Raw genomic sequence first — 25,782 nt, 5'->3', positions numbered from 1 at the left:
TAAGGAACAAGGTATGTCACAGTTAAAGCTTAACCCTTATTTCGGCGAATACGGCGGTATGTATGTGCCGCAGATTTTAGTCCCCGCCCTCAAGCAACTCGAAAACGCCTTTGTCGAAGCGCAGGCCGATGAATCCTTTCAAGCCGAGTTTACCGATCTACTGAAAAACTACGCGGGCCGCCCAACGGCACTGACCTTAACCCGCAATTTAAGCCCTAACCCTATGGTGAAAATCTACCTCAAGCGGGAAGATTTACTCCACGGCGGCGCCCATAAAACCAACCAGGTATTGGGCCAAGCATTATTGGCTAAACGTATGGGTAAAAAGGAGATTATTGCAGAAACCGGCGCAGGCCAACACGGTGTTGCCACCGCCCTTGCCTGTGCGCTACTGGGATTAAAGTGCAAAGTGTATATGGGCGCGAAAGACGTTGCCCGCCAATCACCTAACGTATTTAGAATGCGTTTGATGGGCGCAGAAGTCATTCCTGTCACCTCAGGCTCTGCCACCTTAAAAGATGCCTGTAACGAGGCGATGCGCGACTGGTCCGGCAGCTACGAAAAAGCCCACTATCTATTAGGCACAGCTGCAGGGCCGCACCCTTTCCCGACTATAGTGCGTGAGTTCCAACGTATGATAGGCGAAGAAACCAAGAAGCAAATGCTGGAGCGCGAAGGTCGTCTGCCCGATGCGGTGATCGCCTGTGTCGGCGGAGGCTCCAATGCTATCGGTATGTTTGCCGACTTTATTGATGAAACCAGTGTCGAGCTGATTGGGGTCGAACCCGCAGGTAAAGGCATCGATACCCATATGCACGGTGCGCCACTCAAACATGGCAAAACTGGGATTTTCTTTGGTATGAAGGCGCCCTTGATGCAGGACAGCGAAGGCCAAATCGAAGAATCCTATTCGATTTCGGCAGGCCTTGACTTCCCCTCCGTTGGCCCACAACACGCCCATTTGAACGCGATTGGCCGTGCGCGCTACGAATCGGCCACCGATGATGAAGCCCTAGAAGCCTTCCAATTATTGGCTCGCAGCGAAGGGATTATCCCTGCGCTCGAATCGGCCCACGCCCTCGCTTACGCCCTGCGCCTAGCGAAAGAGTGCACTAAAGAAACCATTTTGGTCGTTAACCTCTCGGGACGAGGCGATAAGGATATTTTCACTGTGTCAGACATTTTAAACGGTAAAGAGGAATAACAACGATGAGCAACACTGCAACCCAAACTATCCCTCAGCAAGGCGGCCGTTATCACGCAGCGTTTAGCCGTTTAAAAGCCGAAGGCCGCGGCGCCTTTGTGCCCTTTGTCACTTTGGGCGATCCAAGCCCTGAGCTGTCGCTGAAAATTATCGATACCTTAGTGCAAAATGGTGCCGATGCTCTGGAATTAGGTTTTCCCTTCTCCGATCCGCTAGCAGACGGCCCGGTGATCCAAGGCGCGAACCTCAGAGCCCTCGCCGCGGGTACGACGCCAACGCAGTGCTTCAACTTATTAGCGCAAATTCGCGCTAAATACCCAGAGCTGCCGATTGGATTATTGCTGTACGCGAACCTGGTATTCGCTAATGGCATCGATGCTTTTTATGCCAAAGCGCAGCAAGCGGGCGTGGACTCAGTGCTTATCGCCGATGTGCCAGTAGAAGAAGCGGCGCCTTTTATTCAAGCCGCTAAGGCCCACGGTATCGCGCCGATTTTTATCGCGCCGCCCAATGCCGATAGCGAAACCCTTGAAAAAGTGAGCCAAAGTGGCGAAGGCTATACCTATCTATTGTCCCGCGCCGGTGTCACTGGCACAGACACTAAGGCGGGTACGCCCGTTGAAGAAATTTTAGCTAAGCTGCAAGCATTCAATGCGCCGCCACCGCTATTAGGCTTTGGGATTGCCGAGCCAGCTCAAGTGAGCGCCGCAATCAAGGCGGGCGCAGCGGGCGCGATTTCTGGCTCGGCCGTGGTGAAAATTATCGAAGCTCATCAACAGGATGAAGCTAAGTTGCTGTCCACTTTAGGTGAATTTACCCGCGCCATGAAAGCGGCAACCTAATTAAACTACTGACCATCTGAGCATAGGCGTGTTTGCACCTGTGCTCAGTTGTTTCTAAGCGCTAAAAATGCCTCCAGCTCAGTTCGACAATCAGGTCTACCTCAGTGCCTCATTTGACTTAACATCAGCAAAATACGCTTTCAATGACTCAAGACTTTGTCTGCGATCGCTGAGCTGTTGTCTCTCGCTATATTGGATCAACTGCTCGAGGTATTGCTGAGGTGGAGTCACCCTCAAGCCAAAGCGCTCCGATAATAATTGATATTGGTCAATCACTTGCTGCTTACTAAACGTCTCGGCATAGATATCGATGGCGAAGTCTTTAAACAGATGGCGAATACCATCGTATAAACCTATATGACTCACACTCTGATGTGTCTCGTCGGGATAGTATTGGGCCGCAAAACTCAGCCCTTGAGGGGGACTTTTGGTCAGCTTGTCCGCAAAGGCCAAATTTAAATCTCTATGATAGGAAGACACGCCAAATCCCGGTGACAAGGGATTATTTGCAATCGCCATAAAGAGTTGTTTCTGCTTGAAATCGCCCTTTTCAACTCGGTTTTCGAGCTGAGTGAGGTAATGTGGGCTGTCAAACCACAGACTAGTATCAATGGCGATATAGGCCGAAAAAAGTTGCCTGTCGGTACGCAGCGCTTCCATCGCTAATAAGCCCCCAAAGGAGTGGCCCACCAACACATTAATACCATTGGTTCGCAGCTGACTATGTATGCTCGTCGCTAATTCCTGCTCGATAAAATCTAAAAATCGCCCCGCGCCCCCCGTTTGCTGGTATTTGGGATTGCCTTTTTTCCCACTCGGCAACACCAGCGTATGGGTCGGAGTGTAATCCCGCATCCTTTCGGTGTTATTAATGCCAACAATAATCATCTTAGGGATTTGCGGCATAGCGCCTTGACTTAAAAATTGCAGCAAGCTTGCCATATGATCAAATTGTTCATCTGCATCAAGTAGATAAACAACGGGATACGCCTCAGTCGCTTGTGCATATCCCTCAGGAAGTGCAATCAGATACTGCCGTGTTTCCTTAAGCAGTTTGGACTGCAATTGCTGGCTTTGATATTCCACCGCCGCAGTTGGCTGTGATATCACGCTCCCCATCAATAAACCGACTACAACTAAAAAGTATCGCATTGGGTACTGTTTCCTATTAGGAAGATATTGAATATTCGATGAAAACGCATTTAAGACGCTAATAATGCGCAGTCTGCATTGAGGGACAAGGCGACAATATTTCCCCTCCTCCATCCTGCTAAGTGACGTGAATCACATCATCTTCGATTACATTGTAAATGACAATTATTATCATTCAAAGAAATGAGTGATTGTGCTATTTTGGCGACCAGTTGAAATAGTCGATTTACAAAGATTTACCATTTTTGCTTTGTTAATTAATTAGATAATGGATATCGGGGGATTGAAATTGAGTAACCATAAAACGCTAAATCGTTTTCCTTTCGCACTGTTAGCACTCGCCTGTTCACTGCAACCACTCCTGTCGGCACAGGCCGATGACACAGAACTCGAACATATAGTGGTCACCGCCAGCGCTAAGGACCAACAGTTAAGTTCGGCGCCCGCCTCTATCTCTGTCATCGATGCCGAAGAGATTAAATTACTGCCCGTTAAAGATCTCGGCGACGTGCTGCGTGGCAGTGTCGGGGTCAACGTGGTCAGCGGTAACGCAGGACGTAACAGCCTCTATGTCCGTGGTATGGATGAAACCTATGTACTAATGCTCGTTAACGGCAAACGCGTGTCCTCCTCAAACGGCCTATGGCGCGGCGGTAACTTCGACATTACCGCAATTCCGATTGATGCAATCTCGCGGGTCGAAATTGTCCGTGGTCCAATGTCGGCACTCTACGGCTCAGACGCCGTTGGCGGGGTGATTAACGTGATCACTAAGGCGCCGACCGAGGATTGGCAGCTCACCCTCGATGCCGAATACAGTCAAATGCAAGAAGGGGATGGTGGCGATAGACAACGCTACAACGTGTTTACCTCGGGCAAATTGACCGATAGCTTAGGGCTGATGCTCACCGCCGAATCCGCAGAGCAGGATCTTTGGCAATTACCCGAAATCACGCCGACTTTTGATACCATAGAAGAGCGTAAAACCAAGAAACTCTACAGCGCACTCACTTGGCAGTTGGCTGACAATCAAACATTAGACTTTGATTATCAATATGATAAAGACAAAGTCCCCCTCACAACCTATGCTGAGAAATCAAAGCGCGAACAGCAAATCGAGCGCAATACCTTTGGCCTTACCCACAAGGCAGACTGGCAATGGGGCCAAACCCAGTTAGAGGCCAATCTCGAAGATTCTAAGCTCTACGACTACAACAGCCGTTACAGCCTGCAACCGCCCTTGGGTCGCCATATTGATGAAAAGAATACTAGCTTCAAAGCCACCAGCTTTTTCAGCCTATGGCAGCAGGACTTTACCTTAGGCGGCGAATACCATAAGACCGAGGTTGAAGATCCTGTTCAGTACCCCACAACTAAGGGTGACAGCGTCGACCAATACTCACTCTTCGCCCAAGATGAAATCGACTTCTTAGATGACTGGACGCTGACCTTAGGTGCCCGCTACGAAGATAATGAAAAGTATGGCAATAACCTCAGCCCGCGCGCCTATATTGTCTATCGTGCCACCGATAAACTGACCTTTAAAGGCGGTGTCGGCACGGCCTTTAGGGCTCCGGCATTATTTGAGTCATCGCCCACCTTTGCATCAGTCAGTTGCGGTGGCGCCTGCTCCGTGGTTGGTAATCCCGATCTCGACCCAGAAACCAGCGTAAACTATGAGTTCTCAGTGCTAATGAGTGATAACACCTGGGATATTTCGGCAACGGCCTACCATAATAAAGTCAAAGACTTAATCACTGTATCGACCTGGGATAGAGTGAGCCCGAGCCGGACTTATTACAATGAGTCCGAAGTGACTTTACAGGGGATAGAACTGACGGGCCGAATCGATTTGACCGAAGATCTCAGTCTTAAAGGCAACTACAGCTATCTAGATACGGAAAAAAGCGATGGCTCAGAGTTAAATGGACGTCCCGATCAAACCGCCAACCTTCAGCTCGATTGGCATATGACTGATGACTGGCAACTTTATGTCAGCGGTAACTATTTTGGTGACTACTTAGATAGCAGCGCGATAAAACGCAGTGGCTATAGCCGCTTCGATTTTGGCACCAGCTATCGGTTAACGGAAAACATCAAGCTACGCGCGGGTATGACCAACTTTACCAATGAGCAACCCGCTGAAGATTCCGACGGCACCACAGAAACCATTCTGCCGGGACGCGCCGTGTTCGCCGGGGTGACGTTAACGCTGTAATCGCCTTCTATTAGTGTTTCGCCACTGAAGGGCCAAATCATCGGATTTGGCCCTTTTCTTTCTCGCCTCCCACACTGCGACAACCAATGATGCCAAAGTAAGAACTCTCAGCTTCTTAAAACTGTCAAACCCAAGGCTTATATTGAGCGCTGAGTCGCATGTCTTAGCGAAAGAGATGTTAATATAGCGCCGGTAACATCGGCCGTTTTGTTATGGTAAATGGACTTTTTATGCAGTATCAAATCTATATTCTCGACGTCACCCCTTGGGGTTGTGGTTTTCAAGGTGAAGTGGCCGCCCAATGGGATAATGGCGCCCCGGTGTGGTTTTATTATCAGGGGAGCGATCAACAGGCTAAACAACGTTTTACCGTTAATCAGTGGGTTAAGGTTGAACTCTTCGGCCGCTTAGCCAAGGCAAACCTGCAGACCGACATCATTGAACACCGCCAGAGTCTGCACTTCCCTAAACATAATTGTCACTTTGAGGCATCCGGACAAATCGTTGAGATCACCCAAACGCCCGATGATACTGTGTATCTATTGCAATCTAGCCTTCCCCTACCCTTCGATAACGAACTGGGCACCTCTCCGATCTCCCGCGGTCATTGGGTCAATGTCACTGGGGAATTATGGGTGACTAACTGGCAAGATTAAGGCTAAGCTAGACTCCCTCCCTAAACCATGACTTTGCCTAACGAGACGGTGAATCATGGCTAAGCGTCAATGGCTTTTAGGCCACTTTGTCTCTAGAATGGCGAACAGGTTGTGCTTAAGGTATTAATGATTAAGCCTAATCTATACATTCTTTCGCCAGAGCAAATCCGATTGAGGCCCCATGTCCAGCTTAGATTCTGTACCCAATAAAAACCGTACGATTTTTGGTACTCCCAAATTACCCGCTAAATACGTTACGATTGTGATGCCGTTTTTTCTATCAATTTTAATGAGTTGCATCGTTTCAGGGATCAGCACCTTAAACGGTGTCGGTGCATCGGCGCAGTTTGTTGAGCTCTGGTTTAGCGCATGGTTTATCTCTTGGATTGTCGCCTTCCCGACTCTATTGATGGTGCTCCCCCTAGTGCGAAAGCTAACCGCCGCCTTTGTGCAATTACCTTAAACTCACTTCTGCGTTTAATGCCGTTAAAGCCATTTTCTAAAATGGCTTTTCTGTTTTTCCTCGCTTTACCCCTAAATCATCTAATAACCTAGTCAAGCGCTCGGATTTACAGTCGATTTACACTCAAGATTGGCTCACACTTTCGTTGCTTAAGCCTGCGTCCTCCAATCCCATCAGTCCGAAATAAATCCCTATTCAACTCAAATATAATTAACTGTTTTATTTTAAATAATTTTTAAAACATCTCCTTAAGCATAAGTTTTACACCATTTTTGCTACGGCAATTCCCTCGCTTACAAACCGTATTTCAGCCCTTTATTTCCCAGTCAAAAGTACGACTCCTCCGACAATAGGTAAATGAGAATGATTTGCATTTATAAATTTTGAAGTGCTAATTTATTCGCCGTTGCGCTGATGCAGTAATCCTCAGCTTATGCGCAACACATGGAACCGATCCTGATCCGCAAGATAAGGGAATGACTCACTCGGCTGAGATAGAGAGAACCACTCCTGGCTTGCCCATCAGCCGATGATGACAACCACAGTTTCGGTTGGCAGCTGGAACTTAAGGAGGCGTAAGTGACTACCCCAAAAAAGGAAAACGATCGCAGGATTCTCGATCTACTCGGTATCGGCATAGGTCCGTTCAATCTCGGATTAGCCGCCCTGAGTGAACCCATCGATGGCTTTAGCTGTTTGTTTCTTGATGCCAAAATCGAGTTTGACTGGCACCCGGGCATGCTGCTCAGCGCTTCTCGGCTGCAAACACCGTTTATGTCCGACTTAGTGACCATGGCCGATCCCACAAGTCGCTATAGTTACCTGAATTTTGCCAAGCAAACTGGCAGGCTGTATCCCTTTTATATCCGTGAAAACTTTTTCCTGCCGCGAAATGAGTATAACCAGTATTGTCAATGGGTTAGCAAACAGCTCTCCAATCTGAGATTCGGTTTTAAGGTCACCCAACTAGATTACAACGCCGGTGAAGGTATTTACCATGTTACGGGGGTTGATAGACGCAGCGGCCAGCCCCAAACCTATTTGTGCCGCAAACTGGTACTCGGCACGGGCACCACGCCCTACGTGCCAGACAATTGCCCGATGCACGATCCCCGCGTGATGCACAGCGCCAGCTATATGCAGCAGAAAACTTACCTGCAGAGCCAAAGCGCCATTACCGTGATCGGCAGTGGTCAAAGCGCGGCAGAAATCTTTTACGATCTGTTGCAAGATATTGATACCTATGGTTATCAATTAAATTGGATGACCCGCTCGCCACGCTTCTATCCGCTGGAATACACCAAACTCACCCTAGAAATGACTTCGCCAGATTATGTGGATTACTTCCACGAACTGTCGCCAGAGAAACGCAGCCGATTGATTGCAAATCAAAAATCCCTCTACAAGGGGATCAATGCCGAGTTAATCAACGATATTTATGATCTGCTTTACCAAAAACGTTTAGTCAGTGATATCCAATGCCAGCTGCTGACCAACGTGGCACTCGATAAGATAGAAACCTCGGGCGACAAGCTAACGCTCAAATTCAACCACTTCGAACAGGAATATGCCCTCGAGCAACAGACGGGCGCCGTCGTCTTAGGCACTGGCTATCAATATCGTTTACCCGAATTTATTCAAGGAATTAAATCACAAATTGAATTTGATGATCGCGGCCAACTCGCCATCCAGCGGGATTATGGCATCGATATCAGAGGCGATATTTTCATCCAAAATGCGGGCCTGCATACCCATGGCATCAGCTCACCGGATCTGGGCATGGGCTGCTATCGCAATGCGACGATTCTGCAAGCGGTTTTAGGTTACGCACCCTATCCGATTGAAGACAGTATCGCCTTCCAAACCTTCGACCCAACCAAGATCCGCGCGCAGCAAAACCAGCCCACCAGCAGCCCCCACTCAGCCATAACAGCCACACCAAGCAAGACGGTATCTTCGGCGGCGCAACCTACGCAGCATCGTAATGTTGAGCCACTGGCCGCGTTGCGGATAAGTCCTTCGGGCGGCAGCGTGTCGGTGTTGATGGCACCCCACAAGGAGGCGCAGTAATGGCCAGACATTGGAGTCGCCACTGTGTGGCCTCGCTCTCAACACCCATTGTGATTGATGAGTTTGTGTTTAAACCGCTCAATCTCCCGCAACACCTAGCTATGTTGCAGAGCTGGTTTAACCAAGACTATGCCCGCTTTTGGGGGATGCAGGGGATGAGTCTCGATGCACTTGCTGAGGCGTTGGCGCCAAGCGAGCACAAGGTTGCGCTAATAGGTGAATGGCAAGCCAAACCGCTGTTTATGGTGGAGTTGTACGATCCCGCCCAGGATGAAGTGGGTGAGCACTATGCCGTGGAGCGACTCGATTGCGGTATGCACCTCATCCTCGCGCCGCTTGAGGGTAAGCCCGTTCATGGCTTGTCCGGTCAAGTGATGCAGGCTATTGCTGAGCTCATTCTCGAAAAGCTTGCCTTTAAACGAATGGTTGTCGAGCCGGATCAGCAAAATCACAAAATCCACCGCTTAAACAGCCAAGTTGGGATCCGCTACCAAAAAGCCATTCAACTGCGCAGCAAAGCCGCATTCCTCGGTTTTTGTAGCGCCCAGAGTCGCCAATTAGCGCAAAAGACGAGCGCCCCTTTTATGCAATGCGCAGCAACTCAAACAACACATGCAACCCATGCAACCGCAGTTAACCCTATCACTTCGCAGGTAACCCGATGAACTTAGCCACTAACCGCGCATTACTCACGCCATTCACTCAAGCCGAATTCCCCACGCTGGAGGCCGCTGCCCACAGGCATGTTCCCGCCCACTTAATACCGGAATATTGGCAGGCGGCCAATCGCCATTTGGTGAAGAAAATTCTCTGTGAATTTACCCATGAGAAGATCATCACCTCACAGATATACCGCCAAGCGGCAGGCATCAATCACTATGAACTGAGGCTCAAGGACTGTACCTATTACTTCAGTGCGCGCCATTATCAGCTCGACCACCTTGAGATAGAAACCGGGTCGATTCGAGTCAGCAGCGCGGGCCAAGACAAGCCACTCGATGCCATGAGTTTGATTATCAAACTGAAAGATGCCTTGGGCATGAGTGAAACCCTGCTGCCAACCTATCTGGAGGAAATCACCAGTACCCTCTACAGCAAGGCCTACAAGTTGGCCCATCAAGCCATCCCCGCCGCAACACTCGCTAAGGCCGATTATCAAACCATTGAGGCGGGCATGACCGAGGGGCACCCAGTGTTTATCGCCAACAATGGCCGCATTGGTTTTGATATGCAGGACTATGACCAATTTGCCCCCGAGAGTCCCAGCGCGCTCCAGCTAGTGTGGATTGCAGTGCGTAAGGACAATACCACCTTCTCCGCCCTCGAAGGATTAGACCATGATAGCTTGTTAAAACAGGAGCTTGGCGAACAGTTCTCCGAGTTTCAACAACACTTAAGCGCACAGGGGCAAGCGGCCGACGGCTTTTATTTTATGCCCGTTCATCCTTGGCAGTGGCGCGAAAAAATTGCCCGCACTTTTGCTGGCGAAATCGCCGGCGGCGACATTATTTATCTCGGCGAAAGCCAAGATTGCTATCAAGTTCAACAATCGATCCGCACCTTCTTTAACTTAAGCGCGCCGCAAAAATGCTACGTCAAAACCGCGCTTTCTATCTTAAACATGGGCTTTATGCGTGGGCTTTCGCCGCTGTATATGAGCTGCACCCCGCAGATCAACGCTTGGGTGGCCGACCTTATCGAAAGCGACAGCTATTTTGCCGAACAAGGTTTTGTGATCCTCAAGGAAATCGCTGCAATTGGTTATCACCACAGATATTATGAAGAGGCACTCACCCAAGATAGCGCCTATAAGAAAATGCTGTCGGCGCTGTGGCGCGAGAGTCCGCTGCAGCACATTGAGCCGCAGCAAACCCTGATGACCATGGCGGCGTTATTACACGTCGATCATCAGGAGCAAGCCCTGCTTGCCGCCTTAATCACGCACTCGGGCTTAAGCGCCAAGGAGTGGGTCAAGCGCTATCTCAACCTCTACTTATCACCGCTATTGCACGCCTTCTTTGCCTACGATCTGGTGTTTATGCCCCATGGCGAGAACCTGATTTTAGTGCTCGATGCTGGCATCCCGGTCAAAATATTGATGAAGGATATCGGCGAAGAAGTCGCAGTACTCAACGGCAGCGAGCCACTGCCGCAAGAAGTACAGCGCCTTGCGGTCGAGCTTGAGGAAGAGATGAAGCTCAACTATATCTTGCTCGATATTTTCGACTGTATTTTCCGTTATTTAGCGCCAATTCTGGATAAGCAAACCGAGGTCAGCGAAGCGCTGTTTTGGGAGTTGGTGGCAGACAATGTGCGCGACTATCAAGCGCAGCATCCGCAGTTGGCGGACAAATTTGCACAATACGATCTCTTTAAAGACAGCTTCGTTCGCACTTGCCTGAATCGCATTCAGCTTAATAACAACCAGCAGATGATTGACCTAGCCGACCGGGAAAAAAATCTGCGCTTTGCGGGCGGGATTGATAATCCGCTGGCCGCCTTCAGGCAAAGCCATGCCTTTGGCTCAGCAAATCAGAAGCTCAAACCCAACCCCTAAATCACTTTTCACCTTGAGTGGGCCCGCGCCCACTCTGGGCACGCGTCTGTGCCTAAAAACAACCTAGTCAATCAAACAGCCTAAATGGAATTTAAGATCATTATTATGAAAACCTTCCCCCTCAACAGCCTCGCGGCGCACTGCCAACTCGCCATCACACGCCCTGAGCTTATCCTCTGCTCTGCCATACTCAGCATGCCCTATGCTTATGCCGATGCCAGCGATACCCAGAAAAAATCCACCAAAGACATTGAAATCATTAATGTCGTTGGCGCTAAGGATCTCCACGATAATCGCTACAAAACTCAGGCGATGAATACGGCAACGGGCTTAGATTTGTCCTATTTAGAGACGCCGCAATCCGTCACCTCTGTGACTAGCCAAATGATGCATGACCAGCAACTAAACAGCGTGATCGACGCCATGACTAGCGTAGCAGGCATCAACGCTCGGCCGATGGACAACGACAGGTACAGCATCAGCTCCCGCGGGATTGCGGTCACCAGTATTCTTTACGATGGCGTGCCCACCACCTATGACACCCGTTTTAACTACGGCGATAACCTTATCGATACCGCCATCTACGAGCGGGTGGAAATTGTACGTGGCGCCACAGGATTAATGACGGGTGCGGGTAATCCCTCGGCCGCGATTAACCTTATTCGTAAACGCCCGACACAAGAATTTATGGGCAGCACCTCAGTGAGTGTTGGCTCATGGAACAATCTGCGCGGCATGGTCGATTTATCAAGCGGCTTAAATGACAGTGGCAGCATTCGTGGCCGTGTTGTCGCCGCCTATCAGGATAAGGAATCCTTCCAAGACAGATATGAGCAGCAACGCACCACCCTCTATGGCATTGTTGAAGCCGATATTACCGCCAGCACATTGCTGACCTTAGGCGTGGATTATCAAGACACCACGCCCGAAGGCACTATGTCCGGCGGTCTGCCGCTGTTCCACAGTGATGGCAGCCGTACAAATTACGATCGCGCGACCTCCACCGCCCCCGATTGGGCCTCGGCGCATACCCAAGGACTCAATACCTTCGCCAGCCTTGAACATCGTTTTGATAACGGTTGGGAGCTAAAAGGCACCTACAGTTACGGCGATAACTCACTGAAATACGATGTACTCTGGGCTACGGGGTATCCCGATCCGGTAACAAACATAGGCGCAACCGCAGGCTCAATCGCCTATGTCGATGGTAGTCGTACCCAACATAACCTCGACTTACGGGCACAGGGAATGTTTGCCCTGTTTGGCCAAGAGCACCAGCTCACCTTTGGCTGGACGGGTCAGCGCCAAGAGTTTGCCAACCCTTACTATTATCCTACGGCCGCCGTACCGCCCTTAGGGGATTTTCGCGATCCCAACTTCCAGTATCCAAAACCTCAGTGGAAGGAGACTCACACCACGGGAACCTTCGGCGAAACCGAACAAAGCGCCGCCTATGTGGCCACGAAGCTTAATCTGACCGATGCCTTGGCATTGCTTGCGGGGCTGCGCCTGAACAAGTGGCAAACCGACCAAGATAACTTTGGCAGCATGTATGACTTTAAGGTCGACAATGAGCTCACCACCTATTTTGGCCTGACCTACGCACTCGGCGAGCAATACTCCCTCTACGCCAGTTATACGGATATTTTTGCGCCGCAAACCTTGCAGCGCATCGATGCCAGCTACATCGACCCCGTCAAAGGTAAAAACTACGAGGCGGGTATTAAGGCCAGCTTGATGGATGAAAGCTTAGATATGTCGTTGTCGGTATTTGAAATTCGCCAAGACAATGTTGGTGAACGCACTGGCGATGTGTTGCCGGGCACCACTATTCCAGTATATCGAGAGGTTAACAGCACTAAAACCCAAGGCTTTGAGTTTGAATCCACGGGCAAAATCACCGATGACTGGAATATCTACTTCGGCTACACCCAATTCAGCACCGATGACCCTAAGGGCAATCGCATCAACACCACTTCCCCTCGCCAGCAGCTAAAACTCTTTACCACTTATACCTTTAGCGGCGATTGGAACAAATTGCAGCTTGGCGCTGGGGTCAATTGGCAAAGCCGTGTCTACCAAACCGTGAACTCGCCCTTAGGCAGAGTCGAGGTTGAGCAAGACTCCTACGCGTTAGCCAGCTTAATGGCAAGTTATGCCTTTACCGAGCAGCTAAAGCTAAGCGCCAATGTGCACAACGCCTTAGATAAAACCTACTACAGCCAAGTGGGGCAATATAGCCAATTCCAATACGGCGCCCCACGCAGCATGAGTGTGAATTTGGATTATCGCTTCTAACGGACTGTCGATAACCAGTTGTTCATCAATGAAAACTGCGGTGAATAAACTCACCGCAGTTTAATCAATTCAAGCCTAAGGAGTGATTATGGCGCGCCAAGGAGAGTCAGCCCCAGCCTTAGCCAAGCTTTCCAGTGAGACTAAACCGAGTCGTAGCAAGCACTGCCAAACCAAGCGCTCGCAAAGTTTAAACACAGTGGGCGGCGTGCAAACAACCGACTTAACAGCGCTAAGCCCTGCGGATTTAACTCAAGTAGCCAAAGCGTTTAATCAACGACTGGCGCTGCGCGCCCCTTTTTATGCACAGCACTTTGTGGCAACCACCAAGCCCCAAGGACTCAGTATTGATACTTGGAGTCAGCCAGCCGTTTATCAGCAGCTATTACTGGATTTTGCCAAGGCCTATCCACCTTTGGCAAAAACCACATATTCCATCCCGTTAGAAAATATTCCCGAGCAGATATTGCTCAGCCATAGCCGTAACTCCAAAGCCCTGCACTCGCTCTGGGGGCAGTGGTATTTCGGTCTGTTAGTGCCACCCATGTTGGAGTGGATTATTAACGCGCCGCACTCGCTCGCCAGCCCCCTTGAGCAGATTGATATTGCACCTAAGCATTTTTACCTTAGGCCCCACGATTCGGGCAGAGTCGCAGGTTTTGAGTTTCAATTAACCTTAGCCCCCACTCCTAAGGTGAAAACCGCCATAGTGAAAGCCGCCAGAGTTAAAACCACGGTCTTAACGCCCCACCGCGAACGACGACTTATAAAGTGGATTCAACGCCATCTAATCCCTAGCGTTGAGCGATTAACCGGTTTAAGCCCAACACCCACCAAGCTGTATTGGAGCCATTTAGGCTACCTTATTCACTGGTATTTAGGCGAAATCGCATTGCAAAATATTGAATTTGAACGCATTAAGTCGCTGCTTTTTAACACAAAATCCTTTGAAGATGGTGAGGCTAATCCACTCTATAACAGCATTAACCTGCTGCCCGCCTCAGCAGCTCACTCAGACAATATTCGCCGCGTGTGCTGCTTAAGGTATCAACTCGCTAATAGTCATCGCTGCGGCGATTGCCCGTTGGCCACGCGCGCCCAAGCCAAACGTGCCGCACAAGCTTAGCCTTATCGGTCAGGCACTCTTACTTATAAGGGCTACATGGATTGCAACAGCCGTTCGCGCCGCTTTCATGCAACAGTTAGCAATCGGTCACCTTTCACGGCTTTTTCCCTCTAGCCCCCCGTGCTACACTCAAGCCCACGTCTTCTTAACACGATTATTTATGAAACAACTGCTTGATTTTCTGCCCCTCATTATCTTTTTTGCCGTCTATAAATTTTTCGATATTTATATCGCCAGTGGCGCCTTAATCGCAGCCACCGCACTGCAATTAGTCGTGACCTATGCGCTGTACAAAAAATTGGAGAAGATGCACCTTATTACCTTCGCTATGGTGACAGTGTTTGGCACACTCACCTTAGTGTTCCATGACGATGCCTTTATCAAGTGGAAAGTCACTATTATTTATGCTTTATTTGCCCTAGCTCTTGGCGTGAGCCAGCTACTCAACAAGTCGATTTTAAAGTCCATGTTGGGTAAAGAGATGAAGGTGGCCGATAAGATTTGGGCACACGTAACTTGGTACTGGGTGAGCTTTTTTGCCATCTGTGGCCTAGTCAATATCTATGTCGCCTTTAGACTGCCGTTAGAAACTTGGGTGAACTTTAAAGTGTTTGGCCTTACCGCCTTAACCCTGATTAATACCGTTATCACCGTCTTTTACCTTTATAAACATCTTCCCGAAGATCAACGCAAGGAACTCAAATAATGTGGTATATGATTTCAGCTCAAGATGTTGAGAACAGCTTAGAAAAACGTTTAGCGGCGCGCCCTGCGCATTTAGCTCGCTTACAGGAACTGGCCGATGAAGGTCGTTTGCTGGTTGCGGGTCCACACCCCGCTATCGATAGCGAAAACCCAGGCGATGCGGGGTTTAGCGGCTCATTAGTGGTTGCGGATTTCGATTCGTTAGCCACGGCTCAAGCCTGGGCAGATGCTGATCCTTACTTCGCGGCGGGCGTATATCAAAGCGTTGTGGTTAAACCCTTTAAACGAGTTCTCCCTTAATGAAAATCGTTTCTTTCAATATCAATGGATTGCGTTCTCGCCTGCATCAATTGCAAGCGTTAATCGACAGCCATCAGCCCGACATTATCGGCCTGCAAGAAACCAAAGTGCACGATGAAGCCTTCCCGCTCGCCGAAGTCGAGGCCATGGGCTATCACGTGCATTACCACGGTGGCAAGGCGCACTATGGCGTAGCCATGCTCTCCAAAGTCGCCCCACTTAAGGTGCAAAAGGGTTTTGCAACTGATGAAGAAGATGCGCAGCGCCGCATGATTATCGGTACCTTTGCTCAGGCAAATGGCCACCCGCTAACTGTGTTGAATGGTTATTTTCCTCAGGGCGAAAGCATCGACCATCCGACAAAGTACCCTGCTAAGCGCAAGTTTTATCAGGATTTAATGGCGCATTTGCACGCTAATCATAGCAACGATGAAGATATCGCCATCATTGGGGATATCAATATTTCGCCCATCGATTTGGATATCGGCATCGGTGAAGTTAACCGCAAACGTTGGCTAAAAACCGGCAAATGCAGCTTCCAACCCGAAGAGCGTGAATGGCTCAAGACCCTGCAAGGTTGGGGATTGGTGGATACCTTCCGTCAACTGCACCCCGACCGCTGCGAGCGTTATTCATGGTTCGATTACCGCAGCAAAGGCTTCGATGATAACCGTGGCCTACGCATCGATGTGATCTTAGCGACGCCGTCACTGGCCGCACGTTTAGTTGAATCCGACGTCGATTACGAGCTGCGCGGTATCGACAAACCCTCAGATCACGCGCCAATTTGGAGCACCTTTAAAGAAGCCTAACTCGATTGAGTGACTACTTTAATCGATATAAAAAACATCGGCCTAGGCCGATGTTTTTTTGTTATAGAGTCCAATAAAGTACCCATCTAATGTCACTGCCGGATAATGATCTGGATCAGCCGCCGATAACGCGTTTAATGTATTGAGTAATTCCGTTATCCTTGTCACAACATACTCCATTGCGAAGACTTGTTCTCGATCATGGTTTAACGTACTGCTCACCTACACAATGCTACTCATTAGGCCTGCTGTTGACCTGACAATACAGAGCTCCTCGCTACATCGAGGCTTGGGAAGTCAGGGTCGACGTACACGTACATGCGACTAATAAGATGGTCAGTAAACTCAAAAACACTGCAAAAACGACCAGTTGAAATTTTGTTGTCTGGCCAAACGGTGCCATCACTCATGACCCCACCTTCTTGCCCTTCAACGATAACTGTATTGCCAGACACTGTGATGTTAAAACCGTCGATATCATGCCAAATACTGCTAAGTGAACTGCCGATGCGATTGCCAAACTCAACTAAGCTGTCCTTGCCCATAGCACGTCCAAATTTGGGGAAGAAAAAGTCTACCTCTTCGCTAAATAAATCTAAGTAACTCGCATCACCCGCATCAACTTTCTTAAAGTATTCAATAGCAAGCTTAACTAATGCATCCTTTTCCATCATTATTCCTGTATCTATGCTGATTTTTAAACAAAATTCCATCTAGCGGGGCACTAAAGAGTCCATGACAATATAGAGTCAAACCACGGATATTTCTGACATTAACCACTTGTTCAAATCAGTTGCCCTCAGGCTCTTAAATCTTCAGCAAGTAATCCATAAAGAGCAGAATCCGAGATAACGCTACTCACCTCCCAGCGCTGCCTTAGATGACCTTCTTTGATAAACCCCATACGCTCCAACACCTTGGCAGAAGAAACATTCTCTGGGTCAATCTCGGCTTCAATTCGACGCAAACCTAATGTATTGAATGCAAATTTAATTAATGCTGTCCCAGCCTCGGAAACGATGCCTTTTCCCCAATATTTGGGGCTTATTCCAAATCCAATTTCAGCTCGCTTTGACTCTTTGTCATAATTAAAGAGCATCACTTTACCTAGCAGTTCACCACTATGTTTTTTATAAACCCCTAAAGTCATTCCGCGGAAATCACACATGGAGTCGGAACTATTATTTATAAATGCAGCGGCATCATCTAATGATCGCCAAGGAGGAGTATTCCAATATTTCATCACCTCTGGATCGGAAAAAATGTCAAATAATGCTTTAGAGTCATCTTCATTAAATGCTCTAAGAACTAAACGTTCTGTTTCAATTTTTATTCCTAACATTAAAGCTATCCATTTACTGTTTAAGTTGGAAATGCACACGGAGTCACTATATTCAGAGAGATTTGTTTAGTTTATCAAAAACATAGCTACTGAATAGATAGTGAAATAAGGCCATTAGACTCTTGCGGCATTAGGCAATATTCGGCTAAAGGAGCATAACTTAATCACTTTTAAAAGGCAGATATTGAGCTTGGCAAATCAACCTCATTCCGCTAATTCAAAGCTTGATAATCAAGACTGCCATTGTAATACAGCCGGATTTCAATCATCTCTATTTGCTGTTTTAGTAATGACAAGCGTTCTATTAACCAGAGATAGCCAATTTTATAGGCCGTCTGCAATAATGCGATCAATTCATCTTCTGGCGTATGCGCTTCATCAATGTCCAAGATACGGTACCAGTCGAAGGATTTAAAATGAGCAATCGTGTCAGACTCAAGCTCGGCCGTTAATAGCCATGAACCATTCATCATAGATGCTATATCAACAAAAAAATCGCAGTAAGCTTCACCTTGAGTATGGGATAAATTCGCATATTCCCTCACCAAGCCATCAAATTCCTCTCGGTAGCCATCAAGTGTGTCTTTAACCACGCAGGCGGCTCTCTCAACCCTTTGCATATGTTCGTCAAATCTCTCTTATGCCTTCGCCCCTAATCACAGGGGATATAAGGCTGATAACCTACCCCAGTTTCAGCGCCTCTCCAACGGTATTTTGATAATGAAACCAAAGTCACGCTTTAGACTGATGAAGTATTTACCTTTTAGTAACAATGAGTTGAATTTAAACCAAGCTGTAGTTTCAATGCTAAGCGGCTAAATGAATGTCTGTAAGGCTTTGGTTCACTTTGGCGTGTCTCGGCCAAAGGCAATAACGATAGCGGATGTAAATGACATAAAAAATGGCGACTGCATTAGATGCAACCGCCATTTGGATTTGGATATTTGGATTTGCCTCGCCAGCGAACCACTCTTTCGCTGTTATGCTAATGAAATCCAATCGAATTCACCCACATAAAAGCCGCGGCTTAGCTAGTGCGGTACTGTTTAAGGATCCCTTCGAGTTCAACCGAGGCATGTTGCAAATCATGCGCTAGGGTGACACTGCGCTGCGCCGTTTGTTTAATGGTATCGGATTGATGACGGATCTCATTGAGTTGGCCAGCAATATCACGGGCGGCAACGCTCTGCTCTTCCGCCGATGCAGCAATCTGGCTACTCATATCGAATACAGCATTAACCGATTGTGCCATCCCTTCGACATCGTCGCCCACGGCAATAATGGCGCTGCGGCCTTCATCGGCGCGGTCCACAATCTCAGTGGTGATATTGGAGAGCTGACGAGTGCCCGATTGCAATCCTTCGATCATCGCTTGGATCTCAACTGTCGCTTGTTGAGTCCGTCCCGCTAAGGTACGAACTTCATCGGCAACCACCGCAAAACCACGGCCTTGCTCACCCGCACGGGCAGCTTCAATCGCCGCATTCAGCGCCAGCAAATTGGTCTGCTCGGAAATACTGTTGATGGTCGTCACTACGGCATCGATACCCGCCGCATCCTTAGATAACTGTTCCACCGACGAAAATGCTGCGCCAATCTTGGTTGAGAGCTGCCCGATACTGTCCACCGTGTGGCTAATACGTCCTTGGCTGGCACTCATTTGGCTGGCGTTATCTTTGGTCTGGAGCGAGGTGTTGCTGGCATTGACCGACACTTCTTCAATCGCCGAAGTCATCTGCGCCATGGCCACGGCAACTGAGTCTAAAAATTGATGCTGGGCACCAATTAACTCGCCACTGCTTTTGGCCTGTTGATTAAACTCATCAGCGGCGAGGGAGAGCGTCTGCGCATTGCTGCGGATAGCACTCACCATTTCGCTCATGTTATCGGCGCAGCGGTCGATTTCGCGAGCGATTAAGCTGAAGTCATCGGTGCCGAAAAAGTTTAATCTAAAACTTAGGTCACCATCGGCTAAGCGTTTGATGGCCATGTACATATCCCACAGACCACCGCCGAGGGAGGTTGAAATCCAGTAGCTGAGTTGGAATAAGGGCAATAAACCGATTAACGCGAGCCAAAACATTAAGTTGGCATCGCTACGCCCCTCGCTTTCCCATTGAGCAACATTTTGCGACAGCTCGAGTGCGCCGCCTGATCCCACGCTGGCACTGGCAGTCACATTATCCCTTTGGCGCAGCGCCTCTGTTTGGCGAGTGACAACACTTAAACCATTGTCACGGGCAAACTGTGACAGGGCATCACCCTGCAATTTTTGCGCATTCGCGACTTGGGCAAAGGCATCGACGGTCGCCTGTACCCGAGCCAAAGAGGCGGCTTCGAGGTTACGGTGAGCATGTTGGTAATTGACGAGTGCAACGGCGGCGGTGATCAGCGCCACCATAGAACAGACAACCCAAAACTTTCCGTTGAGACTGAATTTGATCAATATGGCATCAATGGTGCGAAACTGGATTTGTTTCATCTTGATATTTCCTAAGACCTAAAGGCTATCGGGTACTAAATCAGCATTATAGCTCATCTATTCCATCACTTTTTTACCGCATAGGCATCATCTGCAGATTAAAACATGATGAATTTAATCGGCACTGGCGATTTCAGAACCTGTTGATGCTGACCATTTTTGGCGAAGAGTAACTAACTGCGCCGTCAACAAACTCATGCAAAAACCTAACAGCGCGCCCAACACTAAGGATGGCACAATATTGGCGACATCCCCTGCCATGGCAAAGGTAATACAACAGCCAATAAAGGCACCGGGAATAAAGCTTAATTTTTGATAACTGGCCTGCAGGCACATTGCCGAGGTCGCGATACCCGTAAACAGATAACCTGCCACAGGCGATACGAAGAAACTGCTACCGCTGATAATGAGCCAAGCCCAAAACACACCGGAGAGATTGGTGCACCACGCCATCATCACGCCTTGAAAACCGGCCTTCGGCTGAGCAAAGAAAGTGCTACAACCTAAAAAGCCAATCCAAGTAACGAGATGAAAGGCATCTGCGATACCACACCAGACAGCGGCTAATAGCCCCGCCGAAATAGCGACTTGCCAACGATTTTCCATGATGCCCCCTTTGTATTGTGTTCACGGAAGTTAATACTCAAATGTGCTTAAGGTGCGGCTGTATTATGGTGTTATAGCGCCCTTCACTTCCGTGTCGATCAATTTTTAGTAGGGATCTGCAATCGAAAACAGACTCACAGGCCGACTAGGAACCGATTCAAATGAATGTGTACGCGAGTCCGCATACCTTAGGTCACTTGAGTAAACATATTGGTTAAATTACCTCTATTCTGGTAACAAAAACCTGATCTATTGCTAATTTTCGGCATTAATGCCCGTAAATTTGCTAACAAGCAATTTATTTGTGGTAAAAAAACGAAAAAAGCGCTTGTTAGGCGCTTTTTTGCTCACTCAGGTGTCGTTTACAGCATCACACCTTTAACTGTTTATTAACCGGCAGGTCGCGGATCCTAAGGCCTGTTGCGGCAAATATCGCGTTGGTCAGGCTAGGTGCCACTGGCGGTACGCCTGGCTCCCCCACTCCCGCAGGCGGTGCATCCGAGTCGATAATGATGACCTCCATCTCTGGCACTTGGGGTAAACGTAGAAGCGGATAATCATGGAAGTTAGACTGCATCACCTTACCCTGTTGGTAACTGATCTCCCCCATTAGCGCCAAGCTTAACCCAAAGACTATCGCGCCTTCAGTCTGCGCTTTCACCCTGTCGGGGTTAACCACAGTGCCGGCATCAATCGCAGCAATGGCATTAAGCACTTTAAGTTGTTTATCCTCACCGACCTCAACCCGCATCGCCACCGCCACCACACTCACAAAGCTGCGGTGCACCGCAAAGCCCCAACCTTGATTCTTACCCGCTTTAGGCGCCTTGGCTTGGGCTTGTTCAACCGCCTCAATCACCTTGAGATAACGGCCAACATCAACGGGGTGACGAGTTAAGTCTTCGCCATAGTTGCCATATTTAAAGCCTTGGTTCTCAAAGGTCTCTCGCCTCGCTTGACCCAGTAAGCTACGCCACATATCGGGGCAAGATAACTTGGCTTTATGGGCCATTTCATCGACAAAACTGCCCACGCCAAACCCATGTTGAATGTTGCATACCGAGCGCATCCAACCAATCCGGCTATGGGCGCTGGCCTTAACGGCCTCGTAGCGTAAATTGGCGAGGGCAAAGGGCACATCGACAAAACCTAAATCCAACTCACCGCCGGATGGATATTCGACGCCCTCGGCAAAGGTGGAGCTTATCGACGGGAAGCCCGTACGCGCCAGTAGCGCCGTGGGTTTGTTATTGGCATCGAACAAGGCCTGATAACACTGGGCACTGATGGCGTGATAATAACCGTTTTGGATTTCATCCTCACGGCTCCAACTCACCTTTACCGGCCGTTTGAATTGCTTGGAGAGTAGCGCCGCCTCCACACTGAAATCCGGTTTGGACTTGCGCCCAAAGCCGCCGCCCAGCAGCGTCACATTCACTTTCACCGCATCTTCGGCAATACCTAAGGCCACAGCCACATTTTGCTGGGTACTCTGCGGTGTTTGTGTCGATGCCCAAATTTCACAGCCCTTCTCGGTCACATTAGCGGTGGCCACGGGTGGCTCAATGGAGGAATGGATAAGATAAGGCACGGTATAAATCGCCTTAAGGGTATCGTCCTTCGGCCAGGCTTTTACCTCATCCCCAACTTGACGTACCACCTTGCCAGGGGCTTGTACCTTGTCCACCAGCTCTTGCAGGTAGGTTTTAGAATCGTGGCTGCTGTTGGCAGACTGAGTCCAGCTCACTTGCAAGGCTTTACGTCCCTGTAGCGCGCTCCAAGTATTTGTCGCCACCACAGCTACGCCGCCTAGGGCTTGAAAAGCGGGAGCGCCCTTGGACGTTGGCAAACGGTACACATCGACCACCCCCGCTACTTTGCGCGCCGCACTATCGTCAAGACTTGCCACATCGCTCCCCAATACGGGTGGGCGCATAATGCTGGCATAAAGCATGTTATCCACTTGGATATCATAGCCATAGACAGCCTTACCCGTGAGCATGGCCTGCATATCGACTATCTGACGCGAAGCCCCAATTTGCTTGAAATCCTTAACCGCCTTTAACCGCAGCGAATCGGCCGTGGGCAGTGGTAATCCCGCCGCATCGAGGGCTAATTCACCAAAGCGCGCAGCACGGCCAGATTTGGCATGCAGCACTTGATGATCTTTGGCCTGCACTTCACTCACGGGGACTTTCCAGCGGGCTGCGGCGGCTTGCTCAAGCATGGTTCGAGCCATCGCGCCCATCTCGCGCATACGGTCATAGTTTTCGCGGATACTGCGACTACCATCAGTATTTTGGCTAGCGTAGCGTTTATCGGCGAGCCCTTGAATAGGCACAATTTTATCCCAATCGGCCTCCAGTTCTTCGGCCAAGATTTGTAAAATCCCAGTGCGGATCCCCTGACCCATTTCGGAGCGGTGGCAGGTCAAATAGACCTTGTCATCCTCACCGATGGCGATAAACAGATTGAGCCGCGCCTGCTGATCCTGCGCCAATGCCATTGGGCTCCAACTGAGGCCACTCGCCCCCAGGGCGAGGCCGCCCCCGACTGCGCCGAAGAGTTTTAACACATCGCGGCGACTGATATTTTCAACTGCGGTGAATGTACTCATCTTAGCCCTCCTGTTTGGCATAGCTTTGCAGCGCCGCTTTTATCCGAGGATAGGTACCGCAGCGACACAAATTACCCGACATGGCAGCATCGATTTGCTCCGCCGATGGTTTTGGATGCTGAGTGACTAAGGCCGCAGCCGACATTAATTGCCCGGCCTGACAATAACCACACTGGGGCACATTGTGTTCGGCCCAAGCATTTTTAAGCTTTTGATTATCCAGCCCTTCAATCGTGGTCAGTTGTTTGCCTTGCGCCTGGGATACGCTGGTTAAACAGGCGCGCACAGGTTGACCATCTAAATGCACAGTACACGCGCCGCAGAGCCCGGCGCCGCAGCCATATTTAGTGCCCGTTAAGCCTAAAATATCCCGTAACGCCCAGAGGATAGGCATATTCGGATCCGCATTTAAGGTAAAAGATCTGCCGTTAATGGTCAGGTTTTGGGAAGGCATCGCAAGACTCTGGTCCTTTGCCGCCTCCGAGGATGGTATTGCCATAACTCACTCCTTAAGTGCCAACCACAACGCAAGATCGGCTTTAGTATCAATATCAATCGCGGCATGGGGTAAGGGAACAGCCACGAGCTCACCCACATTTGCCAGTTGTTTTAAGATGGATTTGGCGCCGCGATCACCTGTCAAATCCGTTAATAAATCGAGTATTGAGGCATTAAAAATAGCAGGGGCGCCTAATTCATCCAACTTATCTTGTCCATTCAAGGTCCCTGCTTCGTTCGCATAAAGCGCGGCCACAGATTGCTGACTCATCTGCCAAGTCTCAATCAACTGCCGATAGTCTTCAAATGTCAGCGCGACCTGATCCGCTAAGGTGAGTAACATGCCATCAAACTGCTGCGCTTTTGCATAATCCGCCGCGACTCGCAGCGACGATGACAAACCCGTCTGCCAGTCGGCATTATGCAGTAGCGTGAATTGATTCGCCCCAAGAGCCTCAAGTTGAGGGCGCAGCTCGTTAGCATGAGCACCGAGCACCACCAGCAGCGAAACGCTGACTTGATTGGATGCCCCTATTACCAATGGCGCCGAGGTGAAACGAGCCAGACGATCGATATGGTGTTGTAAGATGCTTTGCCCGCTATTTGCATTTGAGGACGTCGATAATGGCTGCGCCAGTTTAATCCCCTGAAATCGCCTGCTCTCACCCGCGGCCAGCACGACAATTAACAGCCGTTGGCGACTCAGCATTAAGGCATGATCCCATCGAGGGTCGAACATGGCGCGCCGTGTAGCACCCCATGGCATTGGGCTAAAATGCTCAATGCCACAGCGCAGGGTAACTCGCCGCCAAGCGCTAGCCCCGCAGGCGCCGAGAAGTAACCGCTAAATGAGTCTGTACTGAGGTCGGCCATCGCCAACACTTTGTCCCGCCTATGGGCAGGCCCCAAGAGTGCAACATATTTAAGATCATAAGCTTGAATGGCTTTAAGCGTTGCGGCATCCAAGTTCAAGTTATGGTGCATCACAACGGCACAGTCCAACTGCGCGATAAGCCCTTCGACCTCATCAAGGCCTTGCTTAACGATATGGGCGTGGGGAAAATCGGCAGTTCGCGCATACGCGGTGCGAGTATCAAATACGCTTACCTGCCAACCTAAACTATGGGCAATTGCCGCCACAGGCTGGGCATCAATTCCGCCGCCAAAAATCCCTAAATGAAATCGCGGTCTTAAGGGCATGATTAACATATCCCCTTCGGGAGCGCTGAATATCCCTGATTTTGCAAAATCTGCAGTGGGAAAAGGTGCGTTATCCACCGAATAAAACTGCGCCGAGTAACTGCGAGCATCACTGCCTGCAGGTGCGAGAGGCAATTGATAAAACCCTGATTGCCTCTTACGCAGCGCTTTTGCTACTTCGACAAGTCCTAGGTCGTGATTTTCTTTTAGTAGTGGGATCAACATGATATCGACTTTACCACCACAACCTAAGCGGTAGCTGGCATCGGACTCATCCGTCGCATCGTAGGTGACGCAGGCAATCTGTTGCGACTGCATGGCATTTTGCGCATAGCGACGCAGATCCGCCTCTAAACAACCACCGCTTAATATCCCAGCGCCTTGGCCAAATTCATGGAACAGCATCATGGCGCCGGGTTTACGGTAGGACGAGCCTTGAATATGAGTGATCACCGCCAGCACCCAGGCATCATCGGCTAAGGGCAACCAATGCTCTAATAAGTCTTCAATTTGCTGAACCATGCACAACACTCCATGCTTGCACCTGCGACTAGAGAGATGAGTGAAGCCAATAAATGACATTCGACTTAACAAGTTAACAAAGCTGAACTCGCATTGATAGGGGAAATGGTGAACA

23 protein-coding genes are annotated in these 25,782 nt (G+C 49.4%); 13 read left to right on the top strand and 10 right to left on the bottom strand.

Features of this window, described 5'->3' with window-relative positions:
• Positions 1-13 precede the first annotated feature (13 nt).
• Together trpB and trpA are read left to right on the top strand one after the other, a co-directional pair.
• Complete coding sequence (gene trpB, locus SHEWANA3_RS07995; RefSeq protein WP_011622240.1) at positions 14-1,204, top strand: tryptophan synthase subunit beta; 1,191 nt, start codon at positions 14-16, stop codon at positions 1,202-1,204.
• Positions 1,205-1,209: 5 nt separating this feature from the next.
• Complete coding sequence (gene trpA, locus SHEWANA3_RS07990; protein ID WP_011716569.1) at positions 1,210-2,046, top strand: tryptophan synthase subunit alpha; 837 nt, start codon at positions 1,210-1,212, stop codon at positions 2,044-2,046.
• Between the two features lie 96 nt (positions 2,047-2,142).
• Here the strand turns inward: trpA and SHEWANA3_RS07985 are convergent, their stop codons facing one another.
• Positions 2,143-3,198, bottom strand: a complete 1,056-nt coding sequence (locus tag SHEWANA3_RS07985) for an alpha/beta hydrolase-fold protein (protein WP_011716568.1) — start codon at positions 3,196-3,198, stop codon at positions 2,143-2,145.
• A 289-nt stretch (positions 3,199-3,487) separates the two neighbouring features.
• On the opposite strand from SHEWANA3_RS07985, the gene SHEWANA3_RS07980 reads away from it, so the two are divergent.
• From SHEWANA3_RS07980 to xthA, 11 genes are all read left to right on the top strand, one after another.
• Positions 3,488-5,416, top strand: coding sequence for a TonB-dependent receptor (locus SHEWANA3_RS07980; RefSeq protein ID WP_041412979.1), 1,929 nt, complete (start codon positions 3,488-3,490; stop codon positions 5,414-5,416).
• A gap of 230 nt (positions 5,417-5,646) precedes the next feature.
• A complete protein-coding gene (locus SHEWANA3_RS07975; RefSeq protein ID WP_041412593.1) occupies positions 5,647-6,072 on the top strand; it encodes a hypothetical protein in 426 nt (141 codons plus the stop codon).
• 181 nt (positions 6,073-6,253) lie between these two features.
• Entirely contained in the window at positions 6,254-6,535 is a 282-nt protein-coding gene (locus tag SHEWANA3_RS07970; RefSeq protein ID WP_011716565.1) for a DUF2798 domain-containing protein, read from the top strand.
• A gap of 579 nt (positions 6,536-7,114) precedes the next feature.
• Positions 7,115-8,605, top strand: a complete 1,491-nt coding sequence (locus tag SHEWANA3_RS07965) for a SidA/IucD/PvdA family monooxygenase (RefSeq protein ID WP_011716564.1) — start codon at positions 7,115-7,117, stop codon at positions 8,603-8,605.
• Positions 8,605-9,270 carry a GNAT family N-acetyltransferase gene (locus SHEWANA3_RS07960; RefSeq protein ID WP_011716563.1) on the top strand — a complete coding sequence of 222 codons (666 nt, stop codon included), beginning with the start codon at positions 8,605-8,607 and terminating at the stop codon, positions 9,268-9,270. Before SHEWANA3_RS07965 ends, SHEWANA3_RS07960 begins: the two co-directional genes overlap by 1 nt.
• Positions 9,267-11,162, top strand: a complete 1,896-nt coding sequence (locus SHEWANA3_RS07955; RefSeq protein ID WP_011716562.1) for an IucA/IucC family siderophore biosynthesis protein — start codon at positions 9,267-9,269, stop codon at positions 11,160-11,162. Before SHEWANA3_RS07960 ends, SHEWANA3_RS07955 begins: the two co-directional genes overlap by 4 nt.
• A gap of 84 nt (positions 11,163-11,246) precedes the next feature.
• Positions 11,247-13,460, top strand: coding sequence for a TonB-dependent siderophore receptor (locus tag SHEWANA3_RS07950; RefSeq protein WP_011716561.1), 2,214 nt, complete (start codon positions 11,247-11,249; stop codon positions 13,458-13,460).
• An 88-nt stretch (positions 13,461-13,548) separates the two neighbouring features.
• Entirely contained in the window at positions 13,549-14,583 is a 1,035-nt protein-coding gene (gene fhuF, locus SHEWANA3_RS07945) for a siderophore-iron reductase FhuF (RefSeq protein WP_011716560.1), read from the top strand.
• Positions 14,584-14,743: 160 nt separating this feature from the next.
• Entirely contained in the window at positions 14,744-15,289 is a 546-nt protein-coding gene (locus tag SHEWANA3_RS07940; protein WP_011716559.1) for a septation protein A, read from the top strand.
• Positions 15,289-15,588 (top strand): YciI family protein, encoded by a 300-nt coding sequence (locus tag SHEWANA3_RS07935; RefSeq protein ID WP_011072939.1) that lies wholly within the window; start codon positions 15,289-15,291, stop codon positions 15,586-15,588. The genes SHEWANA3_RS07940 and SHEWANA3_RS07935 overlap by 1 nt, the downstream gene beginning before the upstream one ends.
• Positions 15,588-16,400 (top strand): exodeoxyribonuclease III, encoded by an 813-nt coding sequence (gene xthA / locus SHEWANA3_RS07930; RefSeq protein WP_011716558.1) that lies wholly within the window; start codon positions 15,588-15,590, stop codon positions 16,398-16,400. The genes SHEWANA3_RS07935 and xthA overlap by 1 nt, the downstream gene beginning before the upstream one ends.
• Before the next feature lie 239 nt (positions 16,401-16,639).
• On the opposite strand, the gene SHEWANA3_RS07925 is transcribed toward xthA, so the two are convergent.
• From SHEWANA3_RS07925 to SHEWANA3_RS07885, 9 genes are all read right to left on the bottom strand, one after another.
• Positions 16,640-17,071, bottom strand: coding sequence for a nuclear transport factor 2 family protein (locus SHEWANA3_RS07925; RefSeq protein WP_011716557.1), 432 nt, complete (start codon positions 17,069-17,071; stop codon positions 16,640-16,642).
• A gap of 128 nt (positions 17,072-17,199) precedes the next feature.
• On the bottom strand, positions 17,200-17,742 hold the full coding sequence (locus tag SHEWANA3_RS07920) for a GNAT family N-acetyltransferase (protein ID WP_011716556.1): 543 nt from the start codon (positions 17,740-17,742) through the stop codon (positions 17,200-17,202).
• A 212-nt stretch (positions 17,743-17,954) separates the two neighbouring features.
• Entirely contained in the window at positions 17,955-18,362 is a 408-nt protein-coding gene (locus SHEWANA3_RS07915) for a hypothetical protein (protein ID WP_011716555.1), read from the bottom strand.
• Between the two features lie 407 nt (positions 18,363-18,769).
• Positions 18,770-20,224 carry a methyl-accepting chemotaxis protein gene (locus SHEWANA3_RS07910; RefSeq protein ID WP_011716554.1) on the bottom strand — a complete coding sequence of 485 codons (1,455 nt, stop codon included), beginning with the start codon at positions 20,222-20,224 and terminating at the stop codon, positions 18,770-18,772.
• Positions 20,225-20,338: 114 nt separating this feature from the next.
• Entirely contained in the window at positions 20,339-20,830 is a 492-nt protein-coding gene (locus SHEWANA3_RS07905) for a DUF1097 domain-containing protein (protein ID WP_011622224.1), read from the bottom strand.
• 370 nt (positions 20,831-21,200) lie between these two features.
• Complete coding sequence (locus tag SHEWANA3_RS07900; protein ID WP_011716553.1) at positions 21,201-23,447, bottom strand: molybdopterin cofactor-binding domain-containing protein; 2,247 nt, start codon at positions 23,445-23,447, stop codon at positions 21,201-21,203.
• Position 23,448: 1 nt separating this feature from the next.
• Positions 23,449-23,946, bottom strand: coding sequence for a (2Fe-2S)-binding protein (locus SHEWANA3_RS07895; protein ID WP_011625802.1), 498 nt, complete (start codon positions 23,944-23,946; stop codon positions 23,449-23,451).
• A 3-nt stretch (positions 23,947-23,949) separates the two neighbouring features.
• The gene (locus SHEWANA3_RS07890; protein ID WP_049795940.1) at positions 23,950-24,684 is read right to left on the bottom strand and encodes a nucleotidyltransferase family protein; all 735 of its coding nucleotides are present in this window, start codon (positions 24,682-24,684) and stop codon (positions 23,950-23,952) included.
• The gene (locus SHEWANA3_RS07885; protein WP_011716551.1) at positions 24,654-25,667 is read right to left on the bottom strand and encodes an XdhC/CoxI family protein; all 1,014 of its coding nucleotides are present in this window, start codon (positions 25,665-25,667) and stop codon (positions 24,654-24,656) included. Before SHEWANA3_RS07885 ends, SHEWANA3_RS07890 begins: the two co-directional genes overlap by 31 nt.
• Positions 25,668-25,782: the final 115 nt, after the last annotated feature.

This window comes from Shewanella sp. ANA-3 (assembly GCF_000203935.1).
Taxonomy (GTDB): Bacteria; Pseudomonadota; Gammaproteobacteria; order Enterobacterales; family Shewanellaceae; genus Shewanella.
This window is presented reverse-complemented; position numbering and strand designations above follow the sequence as displayed.